This is a genomic window from Paenibacillus sp. PvR133 (genome assembly GCF_017833155.1).
Classification (GTDB): Bacteria; Bacillota; Bacilli; order Paenibacillales; family Paenibacillaceae; genus Paenibacillus; species Paenibacillus polymyxa_B.
The window spans coordinates 4,055,406-4,073,868 of sequence record NZ_JAFIBS010000001.1 but is presented as its reverse complement, the minus strand read 5'-3'; the positions used below and the strand labels follow the sequence as shown (position 1 = coordinate 4,073,868).

At 45.6% G+C, this 18,463-nt stretch carries 3 protein-coding genes and 1 pseudogene; all 4 read right to left on the bottom strand.

Features of this window, described 5'->3' with window-relative positions:
- Positions 1–10: 10 nt before the first annotated feature.
- The 4 genes and pseudogenes from JOE49_RS17775 to JOE49_RS17760 all read right to left on the bottom strand — a co-directional run bounded on the left by JOE49_RS17775 (position 11) and on the right by JOE49_RS17760 (position 18,411).
- Positions 11–8,884 carry an amino acid adenylation domain-containing protein gene (locus JOE49_RS17775; protein ID WP_481856248.1) on the bottom strand — a complete coding sequence of 2,958 codons (8,874 nt, stop codon included), beginning with the start codon at positions 8,882–8,884 and terminating at the stop codon, positions 11–13.
- An 829-nt stretch (positions 8,885–9,713) separates the two neighbouring features.
- Positions 9,714–15,800 (bottom strand): annotated as a pseudogene (locus JOE49_RS17770) (aminotransferase class III-fold pyridoxal phosphate-dependent enzyme); the annotation flags it as partial.
- Complete coding sequence (gene fabD / locus JOE49_RS17765; protein WP_209942210.1) at positions 15,775–16,995, bottom strand: ACP S-malonyltransferase; 1,221 nt, start codon at positions 16,993–16,995, stop codon at positions 15,775–15,777. The pseudogene JOE49_RS17770 and the gene fabD, both read right to left, overlap by 26 nt.
- 630 nt (positions 16,996–17,625) lie before the next feature.
- Positions 17,626–18,411 carry an S-layer homology domain-containing protein gene (locus tag JOE49_RS17760; RefSeq protein ID WP_160790265.1) on the bottom strand — a complete coding sequence of 262 codons (786 nt, stop codon included), beginning with the start codon at positions 18,409–18,411 and terminating at the stop codon, positions 17,626–17,628.
- Between the last annotated feature and the right edge of the window lie 52 nt (positions 18,412–18,463).

The following is an 18,463-nucleotide window of genomic DNA, read 5'->3' as shown; positions in this document are numbered from 1 at the left end:
GTACGAATCGTTATAGATTCTCATAAAACTGCCTCATGTCTTCAAACTCATCCAGATCCAAACCACGTGCTCCCACATCTGATGGTGTTAGTTGCCGTTCGGATTGGTCCAGACAATGCTGAATAATGCCCGACAAATGATGTTCAAAACGCAACAGAAGCATTCGGATAGTATCTGCTTCATACGCGTGATGGTTATAAAGCATGCAGATGGAAAGCTTACCGTCTTTCAGCCGCCCATCCAGATAGAGGGGATAGGCTAAATCTGAAATGCTACAATTCTGGCTGGACCCTAATTCAACATCCATAGGCGATGTATGAAAGTGAGAGGAACTGACCGATTCAGAATGAATCAAGCGGAAGCCAATTTCCGGGTAATACTTAGCATTAAATTCCGATCTGCCGGAGGTTGCAGAACCATATTTTAGTAATCCATATCCTAAACCCTGGTTGGGCACTTGCCGGACCGTCTCCTTTACGTTTCTGAGCAAAAGAGAACTGTCTTCCCCAGGCTCCATGTCCAAAACAAGCGGATATATGGAACCGAATTGGCCTACGGTTCTTGAAAGGTCCGGTTTGTCCGAAGTCACAGTTTGTTGCTCCCGATCATAATGTTCAAATCCAATGGAAATCTTAGACTGTCCGGACCATTCCACTATAGTCAGTCCCAATGCAGCAAGCAGTAACTCAGCGGTCACTGTATTATAGGTTTGGTTAGCCCGTGTCAACAGTTGGCTTGTTTCCTCGTCCGAAAGCTGTATGATGCAATGTTCTACTGGACGAAGTGTTTCGGAATGTGCAGATGTCTTATGGTCCTTCGGTATAAATTCTCCATCAAAATTAACCTTATCCAGCCAGTAGAGTTTCTCTTTGGCCAGCTTTTTGCTGTCTGCATAGTCTTCTAGCCACCGCATCCAGGAGCGGTAAGAATCTGTTTTGTCAGGAAGCACTATCGGTTCCCCGTTGAGAGCTTGTTCATAGGCAGTTGTGAAATCCTCAAGCAGGATACGCCAAGATGTGGGATCAGCCACTAGCGGATCTACAGAAAGGAAGAACTGGTCGGAGCCCGACATCCGGAATAAGCCTGCGCGTACTCTGGGTCCCTCAAACATTCCATAACTATTTTGAATCTGGAAGCATTCGCTCTGTAATTGCTTGCTAGCTTCATGGTCATCATCTACTAGAGAGAACACATCAAGTGTGAACAATTCTTCATTTTCATCTCGGTATACAAGGATTGACGGTTCGTCGATCGACGCCTGACCAAGCCGTAATCCCTCGTGATGAGTAGTTAATGTTTGCAGCACAGACCGTAACAGATCCTCATCGAAGTCCGGGTTGCCTGCAAATAGCATGGATGTTGCCGTCCGCAAGGTGTAAAATGTGCCCAGTTCATTCAACTGCCGCTGAATCGATGTTATTGGAATCTCTCCATGTATCGAATTCTGGTCTGTGTAGCGGAACAAAGTTGTCACAAGCTTGCTGAGATCCTCAATGAACGGGTGCTCCATCAAAAGAGAAATGTCAAGGGAATAACCATGCTGACGCAGGCGTGAGGCCACCTGAACAGCCTTAATAGAATCGCCGCCAAGCAGAAAAAAATGATCTCGAACGCCTATATGATCACTTCCCAAAACGTCTTGCCATACCATAACCAACGCCTTTTCCACATCATTTCTCGGAGCAACATAATCCGTTTGCAAAGAGTCATGTCGGTCCGGCTCAGGTAACGCTTTTCGGTCCGTTTTTCCATTGGATGTAAGAGGAAGCTGCTGCATTGGCACCACATATGCTGGAATCATATAAAACGGCAGCTTTTGCTTGAGCGCATTCTGCACGTCCAGCGGACTCAATGGCTCAGAAGCCACAAAGTATGCACACAAATCCTTGTAGCCGTCTTTGTTCTCCCGCGCTACGACTACTGCTGATTGGATTCCGTCTATAGACAGCAACTGCGCTTCGATCTCGCCCAGTTCAATACGATATCCTCTCACTTTTACCTGTTGATCGATCCGACCCAGATACTCAATGTTGCCATCAGGCATCCAACGCGCCAAATCTCCTGTGCGGTACATCCGCTCATAATCCTCCGCTCCGCTGTTAAACGGATTGGCAGCGAACTTCTCCTTGGTCAATTCCGGTCTATTAAGATAGCCACGGGCTACTCCTATACCACTGATACAAAGTTCTCCCACCACTCCAATCGGCTGCAATCGCTCCGTACCTTCCTGTACAACATACAATTGAATATTATCAATCGGTTTACCGATCGGGATCACCGAGTGCTCTTCCACAGGCTCGCATTCAAAGAATGAAACGTCTACAGTAGCTTCTGTTGGACCATACAAGTTAATTAGTTTTGCGCTTCCAATCCCTGACATAATTCGATAGAAACGCGCCACCTGCTGAGGAGGCAATGCTTCACCGCTGGCAAATACATGTTTTAACGTTTTCAATTGTGCTTGCACCGTTTCCCTTGGTTGCTGCTCCAGATATTCCAGAAAAATATGCAGCATCGCGGGTACAAAATGAAGGGTGCTCACCTTGTCTTCATTAATCGTGTTCAGGATCTGTTCGGGAGACTTTTCTCCGCCGATTGGCAACAAGCTTACTTTTGAGCCCACCATCGACCACCAGAACAACTCCCATACGGATACGTCAAAAGTAAAGGCAGTTTTTTGCAAAATCGTATCTTCTTCGCTCAGCCCATATCTATTGTGCATCCAGCAGAGCCGATTCACCACTGAGCGGTGCTCAACAATAACCCCTTTCGGTTTCCCTGTGGAACCGGATGTGTAGATGATATAGGCCGCATGGTTTGGTTCTGCTACAGGCGCAAGGTTGGAGGCATCTTCATGCCAGCTACTCATGCAGTCGGTCGTAGGCTCCGTCGATCTGGACGTTTGAGAAACCATGATCGTGGGAGCATAATCCAACACCATTACCTTGCAGTCCGCATATTGCTTCAGCTGTTCTGCAAACTGTGGTTGTGTCAGCACCAGTTGTGTTCTCGAATCTTCAAGCATATATTGAATTCTTTCCTGTGGGTATCCCGGATCAATGGGTACATAAGCTCCACCTGCTTTTAGAATTGCATAGATGCCAATCATCATCTCAGGTGAACGCTGAGCGATAATCCCCACCGGCTGATCCGGTCCCACTCCATCCGCCCGCAGCGTTCGCGCTAAACGATTCGCCAGCTCATTCAGCTCTTGGTAAGTCATACACTTATCTCCAAATATGATTGCCATGTCATCTGGAGTCCTGCTAACCTGCTGCTCAAACCTTCCGTGAATCGTTGCATCCCGCGGAAAATAGGCAGAGGTGTTGTTGAACTCATATAGTAATAAGTGCTTATCTTCTTCTGTCAGCATATCCATGTCAGCCAAGCGAATTCCGACATCTTGAGTTACGATTTCCAACACTTTTATATAATGGAGGGCAAATCGCTCAATCGTCTCCAACTTAAATAGGCTGGTCGCATACTCCCAGGTTAAAGTTAACTGGTCTTGAGTTTCCGTTACATGTAATGAAAGATCGAACTTCGATACACCTAAATTAAACTCATTCGGTTGCAAACGAAGTCCGCCGAGTTCAATGACCTCTGTTCCCTTATTTTGCAGACTGAACATCGTATCAAAGATGGGATTGCGGCTTACATCGCGTACTCGATCCAGTTTGTCGACCAGTTGGTCAAATGGATATTCCTGGTGCTCCAATGCAAGCAGAGTGTTATGTTTGACGTCCTCCAGAAAAGCACTGAATGGCTGGGATGCCAGCGGTCGATTACGGAGAACTAAAGTATTCACAAATATGCCGATCATTGCTTCCGTATCCGCATGCCCTCTACCCGCTGCCGGTGTACCTACGAGGAAGTCCTCTTGCCCGGAGTATTTGCTTAACAGCACATTATAAGCTGCCAAAAGCACCATAAAGAGCGTTGCTCCCGTGTCTCTTGTCAATTGATTAAGTCTATCCGTCAGCTTGGATTGCACAATGAAGGTAAGGCTGTCCCCTGCGAAGCTCTGACTTGACGGACGAGCAAAGTCAGTTGGCAGGTCCAATACAGGGAGCTCGCCATCCAACGTGTCTAACCAAAATGCTTCATCCTTTGCTTGACTGTCTCCGGCATAATGTTGTTTTTGCCAAACGACATAGTCTTTGTAGTGAACGTCAACGGGGACAAGTGGCATACCCTGATACCGTGTGCTGATCTCATCCATTAATACTGCCATCGAGAAGCCGTCTGAAATGATATGGTGCATATCGATCAGCAACATAAACTGGTCACGATGGATTGCGAACAGCTCAGCACGAATTAAAGGAGCCTTACTCAGGTCAAATGGCTGAATAAACAGTTCACGGGCGTGATTAACATCCTCTTCAGAAATTGGAGTAACAGGAATGTCCAGTGAAAGCATATCCTGTACCTTCTGCACAGTTTCCCCGTCTACTATCTCAAAATACGTCCGAAAGGATTCATGCCGTGAAAAAACCTCCTTCACTGCATCCATGAACCTGGAAACGTGTAACTCTCCCTCTATATGCAGTTGACCTGATACATGATACGCTGCACCTCCACCCAGTTGATCCAGCACATACATTCTTTTTTGAGCGGGAGATACCGGATAAAAGGGCTGTAAATCTGCCCGAACAAGCGGCTCAAACTTTCGCTTTCGTCCTCCTTTTACATGTGCCGCCAGTTGTGCAATCGTTTGCAAATGTAAAATTTGTACCAGCGGAATATATACTTCGAATTCCTTGTTAATTCTGCTTAGAAGAACAGTCGCTTTTAAAGAGTCTCCACCCATTTGAAAAAAATTATCGTTGTATCCGATATCAGATACATTCAAAACTTCCTTACATATAGATATCAGTTTGTCCTCAGTCATATTGCCGTCAGAAACCTGCTTCTGCGAGTCCTCTATCCTGATATTTTCTGGTTTCGGCAATAATTGAAAATCCGGCTTCCCATCAGCCAAAAGAGGGATGCTATCCATCAGAACCCAAAAACGAGGTTGCCCATAATCAGGAAGTATTGAGCTAACACTCTCTTTCAGCTTCGCTATATCCCACGAATTAGAATTATTGTCCACTATATAAGCCACTAGATACGAAGAGTTACTGCTCTCACCGTCTTTCCGTACCGTCAAAACACAGGCATCCAAATCCAGTGCTTGCAAAAGATGTTTCTCTATCTGCTCAAGATTCACGTGATGCCCGCGAATAAGAACATCTCGGTTGGCTGCACCGATATGTCGAATTCTCCCTCCAACCTCGATATAAGCCCATTCCAACGTCGTTCCCAGTAAACCAGCGGATGTGGCCAAATATACTTGTCCGATGGTACCCGTAGGAGACGGATGTTTATATTTGTCCAGGACACAAGGATAATTCCCTTTAGAATCCGCGTATGTCGCCCACACTTCCAGAAGCCGCTTCCTTTCCGTACTTCGAAGCAAAGACAGCGCAGATACACGCATTCCGTCTTCCTGCACAATCGAGCTCAGCAGATGTACAAAGTATTGCGCCCATACTTCCATAGTGTCTTGTTGAAAAAGACTCGCAGCATAGTCAAAATCAAGCCGCAACTGCTGACCAGACTCCGTAACATTCAGAAACAACTCATATTGACAGGACAATATTTCATGCTCCAACAATTCTGTTTCCAGTCCGTAATAGTGAAACTCTGGAATGGGCCTATCCATATTGAACAATACTTTAAGGACGGGCAAATGGCTTAATCCTATCTGGGCAAGTCCGGCAAAGCTGTATTTCTGATAAGCATCCCGCGTATGCATTACTCGCTTAACCGTCTGTGTGAATTCCGTGAACGTTGCTCCAGAGTCTACCTCACAAATCACTGGAAGCAAGTTAACGCAGTTGCCAATTAGCGGGGACACACCCATATGAGATTGCCCTGCGGTTGGAATACCTACCATTATTTGATTTTGGCCTGTCAGTCTGTGCAAGAAAAGCTGAAAAGCAGACAATAAAGTCACAAATAAGCTGTTGCCAAGCCGAATACTGACTGATTTCAGTTGCTTCACCAGAGGCGCATCCACCACAATGGTGTGCCGTGCTCCGCGCGAAGAAGGAGAACTGATGTTGCGTTGGATAGACGGCAAGTCAAGGGCGGGCAATGGCTTCGCAAGTACATCTGACCAAAAAGCAAGGGCAGCCGCTCCACCTGCCTCTAACTGGTTTTGCTGCCATGCTGCGAAATCTCGGAACGGAACAGGATCGGGAAGCGTGCAGTGTTCCCCCCGTACACAAGCGGAATAAAATCGTTCCAATTCATGGAAAAACACACCTATGGACCAGCCATCTGCAATCAGATGATGAAATGTAAATGCAGCGATGTGCTTCTCATTCGACGTTTTTAAAAGCTGGATACGGAATAAAGGTTCCCCCGCACTTATTGGGAATACGGTCTCCCTGTCCTTATCCATCCAAGCACGGATATCATGTTTCTGTTCCTCTACAGAAAGACTGCTGATATCATGTAGCGGAATGCTGACAGCCATTGCCGGGGCGATGATCTGCGTTTCTCCGTCCTCCCCCATAAAGGTGCGTAAGGCTTCGTGGCGTTTAACGATGCGATGGACAGCCTCATTAAATTCCTTAACATGTAGCGGACCCCGGAAACGCAGTAAAACAGTCTCATGAAGCGACTGCGATTCCTTTGAATCCGAGACTGAGGCGAACCATAATTGCTTCTGATCCGGAGTCAGCTTAATCGTCGATTCCTTAAGGTTTGCAGTTGCAGTTTCAGGAAAAAAAGCCTTATTTAGATCGTTTGCATGAGGGTGCAGATCCGGCAGAAACCCTCCTTTGCGCAGCTCATCAACGCTCTCTTTAATTGCCTGTACAATCCGCTCTATATCTTCCGAATTATGAGCCGTTGACAAAAAACAGTTCCGGCCTTCCCATATATAAATTCCTTTATCCAGCATGTGATAGAAGAATAGTTCCAAGTCACCTTTAAGGACGAAGCGGAACAAGGAACCGAAGTAAACGACCTTTATAGGTATCTGTTCCTCCGTAAAATAGCGATTCAGTTCTGCTGCGAGCGCCTTCGTACGACTATTCAGCTCGTTATGCAATTGCCCCCTGTCCTTCTCCAACTGCTCTAGTACGGCTAGGGAAGCTGCCATAGCTAGGGGGTGATGGCAAAAAGTTCCCGCTACAAACGTCCGCTGTTGCTCATGCGGTGGATAAGAGTCATCTCCGAAGTTCCACATTCCTCCATCAATTCCATCCATGAACGATGCTTTCCCTGCCACGATACCGATGGGAAGACCGCCGCCAATGATTTTACCGTAAGTTACAAGGTCGGCTTCAATGCCGTACCACGCCTGCGCACCCCCCGGCTGAATACGGAAGCCCGTAATTACCTCATCAAAGATGAACGCGGCCCCGGATTGCTCCGTAATCTGGCGTACTTCCTTCAGAAAAGCTGCGGGCTGGAAATCAGGGCGACGACTCTGCACTGGCTCTATGAGAACAGCAGCCAGTTCATGGGCATGGGAGCGGATATATTGGAGTGACTCGTCCGTTCCATAGCTGAGCACAACGACATCGTCCACCATGTGCTGTAGTACACCAGGTGCGAGAGGAGTGGAATGTTGTTCCCTGCCATCCGTTGTTCCGCCCAATGCCAATACTCCGTCAAAGGTACCGTGATAGGAACCAGAAAAAATCACCACTTTTTCCCGCCCGGTGGCAGCCCGTGCTAACCGAAGGGCAACCATAATCGCCTCTGTCCCCGAGTTATATAGCGCAATTCGTTCCATGCCTGTCATTTGGCAAATTTTTTTGGCAATCTGCCCGGCCATATTGGACATCGGTCCAAGGCACATTCCGTTATGTATTTCCTTTTCTATCGATTCACGAATAAAGGATGGGTTGTGACCAAACAAATTGACCCCAAACCCCATCGTCAAATCAATATATTCATTACCATCCAGATCCCAAATTTTAGAACCCTCTGCACGCTGGGATATAATCTGATACACCATTTCCTTGTGAGCAAGCCTAAATCCGGCCACATTCCGGTTATTGGCGTATACAGACCTGTATTGCTGAGTATACTCTTTGGTCTTTCGTGTGCGCATCGTGTAATGTTCAATCAACTTTTGCAGATGCTTTTCCTGCCTAAGTGAAAGTGAATTATGGGCTTGTACATTTATTTTTTGATAGGGAACAAATGCTTTCGATTTTTTTCTGTCTGGCAAAACAGCTGACACGGAAGCCTGTACGGGGGAAACAGAAGTAACTGTGGCAGCTACCTCCTTCATCGCGGATGTCTGAGGTTCGACAGCAGTTTGTAGTGAAAGCGATTCAGGCATTGCCACTGGTGCAAGCCGAGATTGACACAGTATTTCCATCTGCTGCGACATGAGTTGAAGTTGCATTTCTAAAATTCGTTCTCTCCCCGCAAATACATCCTTATTTGATAGCTTGCTTTCTTGTGGTGCGGGACCTTCTATAGGGATAGTAGATTTTTGACTCCAGCCCGACAAAACGGAAGGTACCGAAGAAGTGATACTAGACGACACAGCCAGCTGATGCTCCTCCGAATTCTGGAACAATTCTTCAGAGGTCGAGGCTATCCTATCAGCAATATAGTTTGTCAGCAACTCCAGCGTAGTCAGTGATTCAAAAAACTCGTTCATCGGGATATCCAAGCCAAACGTACTTTTAATGCTGTGTCTAACCTGAGACAGAAGAATAGAGTCTAAACCAAGTTCTAAAAAATGTTTTTGCGACTCTAATTCGTCTGGACTGAGTTGGGATACACTTTCGATTATTTTTGACAGTTTATTAGTAATCGTAGATTTTTGGGGATTGGAAGCAGATTCCGTCGAAAAATACTCATTCACCATCTTTTCAGACTCCTTTACTATGGGGTATTCAAGGAATTAATTTTATCCTTTCCAACTGTGACGCTAGCCTAAAAGCACGATATAACCTAGCTAGGGATACAAGATAAAGTTCTCATAGGAAGGTAAATATGAACGGTCCACTGTATAAGGAACCATCCTTATACTAATAAAATATAATTATCCATCTGGTAAAACGAGGATCTAATTTGTTTTATTAAACCATTAATGGCTAAATTCTTTTATTCAACTTATTATGCAGGATATAGTTTTTTTCCAGTATTGATTCTTAAAAACTCAAGTCCTTTCTTTTACTCGATGACATGCGTCCTCATAAAGTTTAAAAGTTATGATACTCAAAGCTTAAATTAAAGACTCAATTTAAAAGTAAATGTTAGAATTCATCATCTAATTTATGACAATTTAATTCGATGAAGCTATACGCATTGTAAGAATTCACGATGACGAATAAAGTTATGTCTGCGCTAGTAAGCTTGAATATGGTTGCTCTTCCCTTTGCGAGCGATTACAACCACTTGCAAAATATGACCTTTGTTGACTCCTGTCGATTCAGCGCAGCCTCACGGCCCACTTTCGATTTTCTTCCTCTCCGACTGGCTTTTTCATAACTGATGCCCACACTACTAAAAATGCCAAGTCCTAAGAATAGAACCTGACATTTTATCAAATTTGGAGCGTAAAGACGCCGAAGGGCACTTTCTCAATTTTTCGGTAAAATCAATACTGGATTGGACAGTTCACTTAACGTCTCACATTAATATACGTTCGCGTATCAAGATGGAAGTCACTTCGTTTCTTGACATTAAGTGAACCAGGACTGCCTTTGATCCGGGGTTAGTGGGATGACCATTTTATCCACGTCCACTGTCGATACTTCTAAAAGGTCGGCTATAGACACACTTTGCTTACCTGGACCTGGGCCTTCCCCGTTCGGGGTCAGATCAGGCAAGAATCCCCCTTTACGCAGCTCATCTACACTGTCCTTGACAGCTTGTATGATCCGCGCAATATCTTCCTCTGTATGAGCGGTCGACAAGAAGCAGTTCCGCCCTTCCCAGATGTAAATACCCTTTTCCAGCATGTGATAGAAGAAAAGCTCCAGATCACCCTTGAGAACGAAGCGAAATAGTGAACCAAAGTGAACAATCTTCATGGGTATCTGCTCGTTGGTAAAGTAACTATTTAACTCTGCTGCCAACGTCGAAGTACGGCTGTTCAACTGATTTTGCAGCTGTTCGCCGTGGTTTTCCAAATAATCCAACACTGCTAGGGATGCCGCCATCGCCAGCGGATGATGACAGAACGTACCGGCTACAAAGGTTCGCCGATGCTCATTCTGAGGATAGGAATTATCTCCGAAGCTCCAGGTGCCTCCGTCAATCCCATCCATAAAGGCGGCTTTCCCTGCTACGATGCCGATTGGCATCCCGCCGCCAATAACTTTACCGTAGGTCACAAGGTCAGCTTGTACCCCAAACCACGCTTGAGCGCCTCCCGGTTGAATTCGGAAGCCTGTAATCACTTCATCAAAAATAAAAGCTGTACCGGATTGCTCCGTGATTTTACGAACCTCCTGCAAAAAGACCTTCGGCTGAAAATCAGGACGACGACTTTGCACCGGCTCTACTAGCACAGCAGCCAGCTCCTGCCCATATGTACGTATATAATCCAGCGATTCGTCCGTTCCATAGTTAAGTACAACGATATCGTCCACCATATGCTGCAAAATGCCAGGCGCAAGAGGTGTGGAATGCTCCTTATTGTTGCCAGTACTACCCAACGCAAGCACACCATCGTACGTACCATGATAGGAGCCAGCAAAAATGACTACTTTGGCTCGCCCGGTGGCAGCACGCGCCAAACGGAGGGCAACCATAACCGCCTCGGTGCCGGAATTGTACAAAGCAATCCGTTCTACACCGGTCAGCTTGCAAATCTTCTCGGCGACTTGTCCTGCCATGTTGGACATAGGTCCGATACACATGCCGTTCTTTAGCTCTGCCTCAATTTTTTCACGAATAAAGGCTGGATTGTGTCCAAACAGATTAACACCAAAGCCCATGGTCAAATCTACATATTCATTCCCATCCAAATCCCAAATTTTGGACCCATCTGCACGTTGAGATACAATTTGATAGACCATTTCCTTCAAAATAGGCCGGAAGCCAGCTACATTACGGTTATTCGCGTAGACAGACCGATACTGCTGAGTGTACTGCTTGGTGCTTCGCGTCCGAGCAGTATAGCGCTCAATCAGCTCTTGCAGATGTTGTTCTTGTCGTTGTGAAAGCAATTCATGGGCTTTGACCTCCAGCTTTTTATAAGGCGTAAAGGGTTTTGCTTCATGGCCTGCCTTTTTCGGAACAGCTAGTACCGGTGGAACTGTCGCTAATGCAGTTGCGACCTCCTGTTTGGTTTCAAAGCTCTCTGCGCTTCCTCTATTTGCTGACGACAAATCCCTTTCTGGTTGAAATGATTGGGAAACGGATGTCGGAGGAGTTGGTTGAGTTCGGAGCACATCAAGCTGCTGTGACATCACGTGCAGCTGCTGCTGCAAAATCTGCTCGATACCAGCAGAAGTCGCTATAACTGATGTGCTTTGAAATGGGTCTTGCCCGGACGTGACTATTCCATGAGGCGATGTACCAATTGCGCTGGAATCCTGCCCTGTCCAGGTTGATACTGTAGTAGCATCTACTCGATTAAGGGGTATTTTCGGTTGGATTTCCACAGCACCAACTGCTGCCTCGTCAGAAACGGAAATACTCACCTGTTCTGCGACGTAGCTAGTCAACAGTTCGAGCGTGGTCAGCGATTCAAAAAATTCATTCATTGGGACATCCAGGTCGAATGTATCCTTGATGCTGTGGCGGACCTGGGACAAATTAATGGAGTCCAGCCCTAGTTCTAGAAAATGTGTTTGCGGTTCCAGTTCCTCAAGACTAAGCTGTGACACATTACCGATCATTTTCGCTAGCTTTTGTTGAATGGAAGATTTATGCTGCTCAGTAAACGACGCTGAAGTCGAATACTCATTCCCCATATTTTCAGACTCCCTTACTATTGGTTTTTTATAAACGGGCGCAGTCTGCTCTGCTCGAACCTGTTCTGGAACATGAACCCAGCACCTTTTCCTTTCAAACGGATACGTAGGCAGAGAAACCCTTTTGTACGGGTGACCTGCGTATATCGTGTCCCAGTCTATCTGTGCCCCCTGTACGTACTTCACTGCTACTTGCTCCAGTGCTTGCAAAGTGTCCGAGCCTCCGACGGCTGTTTCTGTACCACCACTGCTATCTACTTTTCCAATGTATACACCTTCAATGGCCTTGCCCTGCTCATAAAGCTGAAGTAATTTCGCTTTCAGGGCCTCCACTCCTTCGGCTATCACAGCCACTCGGTATGTCAAGTGGCTTCTGCCCGTGTTAGCCGTATAGCAGACATCCTCCATCGGCAATTCTTCCTCACGTTCAAAGCGATCCACGTACCGTGCAATCAACTCACTTAAAGCTCCTTCAGTTCGCGCCGACAGTGTCAGCAGCAATGGCGATGATCCATTTTTTCGGTCGGTGGTTTCTTGGTCCGCACTCTTTTTCGCTATATATTCTTCCAGCACCACGTGACAGTTTGTTCCGCTGAAGCCAAAGGAACTCACCCCGCATCTTCTCGGGAATCCGTCTGTCTTCCATTCCCTCAGTCTAGTGTTGGCATACACCGGAGATTCTTCAAAATGGATGTTCCGGTTGGGTGTGCGAAAATGAACGAGCGGTGCAATCTGCTGATGTTTCATTGACAGCACGCATTTGATCAATCCCGCAATCCCAGCAGCTTCGTATAAATGCCCAATATTCGTTTTGACCGTGCTTATCGCCACAAACTGCTTGCGCTGTGTAAATCTGCGGAAAGCCTGGGTAATGCCCTTAATCTCAACGGGATCGCCCAGCTTGGTGCCGGTACCGTGAGCTTCAATATAACTCACTGTCTCAGGATCAATCCGTGCATCACGCCACGCCTGCGAAATGACTTCTGATTGAGCCAGCGCATTAGGCGCAGAAATTCCAATCGTACTGCCGTCCTGATTAATTGCACTTCCTTTAATCACACCCAGAATGTGATCTCCGTCTTTTTCCGCTTGGCGGAGCGGCTTTAAGAGAACGGCTCCAACGCCTTCGCCCCAGCCTGTGCCGTCCGACTGATCGTCGAATGCTCGTGCCCGGTCATCGGAGGATTCCATGCCAATGCCAGCTTTCAACGGCAGCAAAATGGTCTTCACTCCACCGGCCAAAGCCATCTCACAGTCTCCATTCAAAATCGACTTACACGCCAGATGTACCGCTACGAGTGACGAGGAGCATGCCGTATCAATGGTCAGTGCTGGGCCTTTTAAATCAAGCAAATACGCAATCCGACTGGAGATAACGGACGGAAGATTGCCTATGCCAAAGTTTGGAAGCGCTCCTGGCTCCACTTCGGACAACAATCGTTCATATTCAAAGCTGGTTTTGGAGAATCCAACATACACCCCCACCTTTTTCCCCGACAGCTGTTTTCCTCCATAGCCTGCATCCTCAATCGTGCTCCAAGCAGTTTGCAGAAATAAACGTTGATTCGGGTCCATCAGAGAAGCTTCACGTGGAGTCAGCTTGAAGAAGGCGTAGTCAAATTTATCCACTTCGTCCAGATAGCCACCTTCGGCGATTTGCATGTTTCGGCCTTCCATATTCAGACGGGAAATAAAAGCTTCGGCATCCTTTTTTCTTTCATTGCTATATGGACTGATATGATCTGTACCGGAAGCTACATTCGCCCAAAACTGCTCCAGTGTATCCGCATGAGGAAACTTACCGGACATGCCAATGATAGCAATATCCAGGTCCTCTATCTCCTCTTTGGATTCCAATTGCGGTGCTGTGTTCACCTTATGACCTAAGCCCTGACTGGATATATATCCAGCTAGCTTGGCGATAGTCGGATAAGAGAAAAAGTCCGTTACCTCAATATGAATCCCGAGTTGTTCCTCTAATTGGTCCACGATCTGAACGAGTTGTAAGGATGTTACGCCGATATCAAAGTAGCTATCTTCCTTCCCAATTGACTGTACATTTAAAATAGCTTGGCAAATCCCAATCAGTTTTTGCTCGATCTCACCTTGAGGTACAGTGGCATCGTTCGCTTCCTGTATATTTCGAGCGGCCTCGGTTAGGGATGCCAAAACTACATCAAATTCTCCCTGCTCGTAGCTCTGAGCCAGCTTGTAGCGCTGAACCTTTCCACTAGTTGTTTTGGGAATACGGCGGATTGGAACTACGTCCTGAATATGCCATCCTCCCCGATAATTCAAATGGCTTTTCAGCCTTTGGACTGTTGGCAAAAATAACTCTATTTTTTTCGTGTGCATCACAAAAACAACAATACGATCCTGTCTAGTTTGTGCATCATGTACACCGCAGACAGCTACTTTCCCCAGATCCACCCCGTCCAGTTCCTCTGCAATCCTTTCGATATCATGCGGATAAATGTTCTGGCCGTTCACGAAAATGATATCCTTGGCTCTGCCTGTAATCACCAGTCGTCCGTTTCTCATAAAACCCAAATCTCCGGTAATGAGCCAGCCATCCTCTGTCTTGACCTTTGCGGTAGCCTCAGGATTGTTATAGTACCCGGCAGTCACATTTTTGCCGCAAATTTGGGTGTATCCGATTACATCGTCCTTTAGTACCTGATTTTGCTCATCACAAATGCGAACAGAGGTGCTGGCCATGGGGTAGCCCAAATCCGCAAACGTAAGACAACGCTTATCGGATGAATCTACTTCTTCTATAGGTTCACCTACATGCAGCTGCTGCCGATTTAAATGAATAGTAACAAAATTATCATTATCCAAAGGTGGAGTGGAGACACCTACGCTGGCCTCTGCCAAGCCGTATACAGGATACATGATATTTTTTTTTAATCCATGTACACTCATGGCTTCCATAAATACATGGCAAAGCTCCACCGATATGGGCTCAGCCCCATTTAAAATCATGCGAACACTTGACAAATCCCAGTTATCCGCTGTTTTGGATTTATATTGATCAAGGAAAAATTTATAGCCGAAGTTAGGAGAACAGATTTGAGTCACCTTATGCTCCGACACCTTTTTTAGCCATAATGAAGGACGTCTTATAAAAAGAGCTGTTGGCATAATGAGCTGCTTGGCATGGGCGATGACACAAGTTAAATGAAAAGCGATCAATCCCAAATCATGTGTGAGTGGCATCCAGCCTAGATAGGCATCACTTGAAGTCATTCCCGTTTGATTGGCGATATCCCGAATATTGTATACGAGATTCTCATGCGTCAGCATGACTCCCTTGGGATCACCTGTCGAACCAGAGGAAAATTGAATAAACGCCAAATCCTCCGGTCTGGATTGATGAATGGTCCCTTTGTTCTGATCGGAATAATCAAAATCATGGCTAGAAAAGGTCGCTTCTTTCACAGAATCAAAGAAATCCAGCATCTCATGCTGATGAGAATACTTTTCTAACTGCTCTAATACTTTATGATCCGCAATCATGTAAGGGCAAGTAAGGGTACTCCAGATTTTAAATAGCTTCATTTTATGTTCATCATTATTCCCGATACTTACAGGTACGGGGACGATTCCGCCGAGCAGACAGCCCCAAAACACATTCACAAAGGTATGATTGTCTTCAATTTGCATAATTAGCTTATTGCCAGGCTGTACTCCTTTTTCCTGCAATTGATGAAGTACCTGCAGTGCTTGCTCCAGAAGCTGACTGTAGCTTACATACTCCTCCTGTGTATCACCCGAAATGAAAATAATTCCATTTTCAGCTCTACTGGCTCGGTCCTGAATGATTTCAATTAAAGTTTGAAACTGCTCCATCCTGATCCCTCCTCAAAAGGTCTAAAACTTCCTCCTGCTCTCCTGCAGATACTTGTTTGGTTTGCAATATCAGGCGAATACACTCCAGCGCTTCGCGTCTTAGTTCATAAGCAGAAGAAGATTTGCCCGATTCTATGCTTTTGAGTAACTCCTCCAACCTGTGAATAGGTAAAATAACCCCCTTATGATACTCATCCTCATTCCAATTGGCATTGGGTGTAGACACCGCCACCGCCAGCAGTTTGACCAACCAATCACGGATCGAAAAACGACGTTCCAGCTCAATCCGATCCAAGTCTCTGTCCAAGGAAAGCACCTCAAAATCAATGTTTGTTTCCTTCGCCAAGTTTTTCAGCACCGTTCGCGGTCCTAATTCAATTCCCTGCTTCACCCCATGTTTCTCCATATACTGCATCGTTTGTATCCACCGCACTGGATGGATCATTTGCAAATGCAAACCTTGACGAATGCTGTTGGCATCCGTATATGGCAGTGCTGTAACATTAGAAATGACAGGCCACAGCGGTTCATGAAACATATATTTTTGCAGCTCCAATGCTAATCGGTCAGCAGCATGCTGCATAAGCGGGCTGTGAAAAGGGCCGCTTACCTGCAAACGGGTAATTTGGAACCCACGTTGCTCTAATTGTCCCGCCACCGCAGCAACAGAGGCATGATGACCAGAAACGACGTATTGATAGGAGGAGTTATAACAAGCGATGGAAATAGGCTGACTGGTTACGTCATAGTGATCGCACAGCTCTTCTAGCAGATTTAAATCAGCCCCTCGAACAGCAATCATGCAACCCACTCCGGCCTCTGAAGCTTCTTCCATAAAGCGTCCCCGTTCTTGTACCACCCGCAAAGCATCGCCAAACGATAAGACTCCGCTGCTTACCAATGCAGAATACTCACCCAAACTATGCCCTGCAGAAAATTCGGGAATAATCCCAACATCGTGCATGTAACGTCTGAATGCGATTACACTAATTGTGAGTAGTGCAGGCTGGGTGTAGGATGTTCTGGATAATTGGGAGATGGGTCCTTTCATACATAAAGTTTTCAAATCATACCCCAAAATATCAGCAGCCTCTTCAAAAATGTGACCTGCCTCTGAAAAACCGTCATGCCATGCCGCTCCCATCCCGACATACTGAGATCCTTGTCCCGAAAAAAGCAAAGTCATGCGATTCATGTCCAACCCCTTTCCTCACCATAAAAAAGCGGTAAAACAAATGTTTTATGGGATTCAGATGTTCACATTCCTATGTATTTAAGATAGATACAGCAAAAACAACAAAATGTCTTGCCACAAATAAACAGTAATCGACATGTTAAAGTAAATCGTTTTTGAGTTTCATGATGTAATCAGAAATAAAAGTGTGTAAGTAGACTTGGAAGTGTAAAAAAATGGAGTGTGCTGGAAGTTCAGAGTTGATACTTAGAAACTTCAGCATCATAGATGAGTGTAAGACATAGGTTAAGGCTATTAATTTATTATAAACATTAAAATGAATTAAAGTACAGTGATATATACTACATATATTTTATAAACCAAAAGAATATCCTCTTTTGTTTAAAAAAAGGAATTGTTTTCAGCTTTTTAATGAATTTACATGAAAATTTCGTATTCTAAACTATTGACTGGCATCTATCGTTAAAACAAAAAAAGCCGCCAATTTGGCGACTTATTATACATAGTTGTTGTCCTTCGACAGTAATCGACGGTTAGGCGTCGTCATAGATACGTAACTAATTAAGTAGCGAACTCCAAAGCGATTTATCTCCTTATGCAGTTTCCTTAATAGCTACAATGTGCAAGCGGCTACTGTCGATCCTCCACTGACTTCGTTGTGGCTTCGTTCAAACGCTGTAAAAGGGTAACAGCTTCAGCCCGTGTGACTTGCGCTTTGGGGCGAAGGTATCCTTCATTAGCGGTAAGGACCCCCATCTTGGTTAGGGTGTAGAATGCTTCTGCCTTTTGATCCTGGGAATCGCCATCATAGAAGTACTCTTCTCCAGTCTTGTCGATGTACAGCACCGGATAGTAGGCCGAGAAATTGTCATTGTAATTGGCCTGACGAACTTTCATATCCTTGTACTGCGCAGCTGCGGAAATCACTTCCTCAATCTCAGGATGAAGCGTCTGATTGGTATAATCCGTCCGAAGAGAGGCAATCATCATCACATCCCAGCGGGTCAATGGTTTGTCAGGCTTGACATAGAATTGATAGTTTGGATATTTCCCCCCAACACTTTCAGCATACGGCCAAACATAGTCACCGTTAAATATTGCTGCAAAATCTTTATTCGCCCAGTGTTTACGCGCATCCACAAAGTCGGAAGATTTGCCGGAAGAATGATCGATTTCTGGAAAAAGCTTGTGAAACATATGTACAAATTCCGCTTTCGTTATAGTTTTGCTTGGCTTGAAGGTCCCATCTGCATAGCCCTTGACAACGCCCTTGTCGACCATGGAACGAATCGATTCGGCAGCCCATTCATATTTTGTTCCTTCCACATCTGAAAACGTGTTTGCCGCGAATGCAGATTGACCGAAAAACAGTGTCGTCGCAACCAACGGGGTGATAAGCCATTTCTTTTTCAACATCTCTTCACACTTCCTTTAGGTAAAATTTATGTATAAAATAGTTCTCAAGACT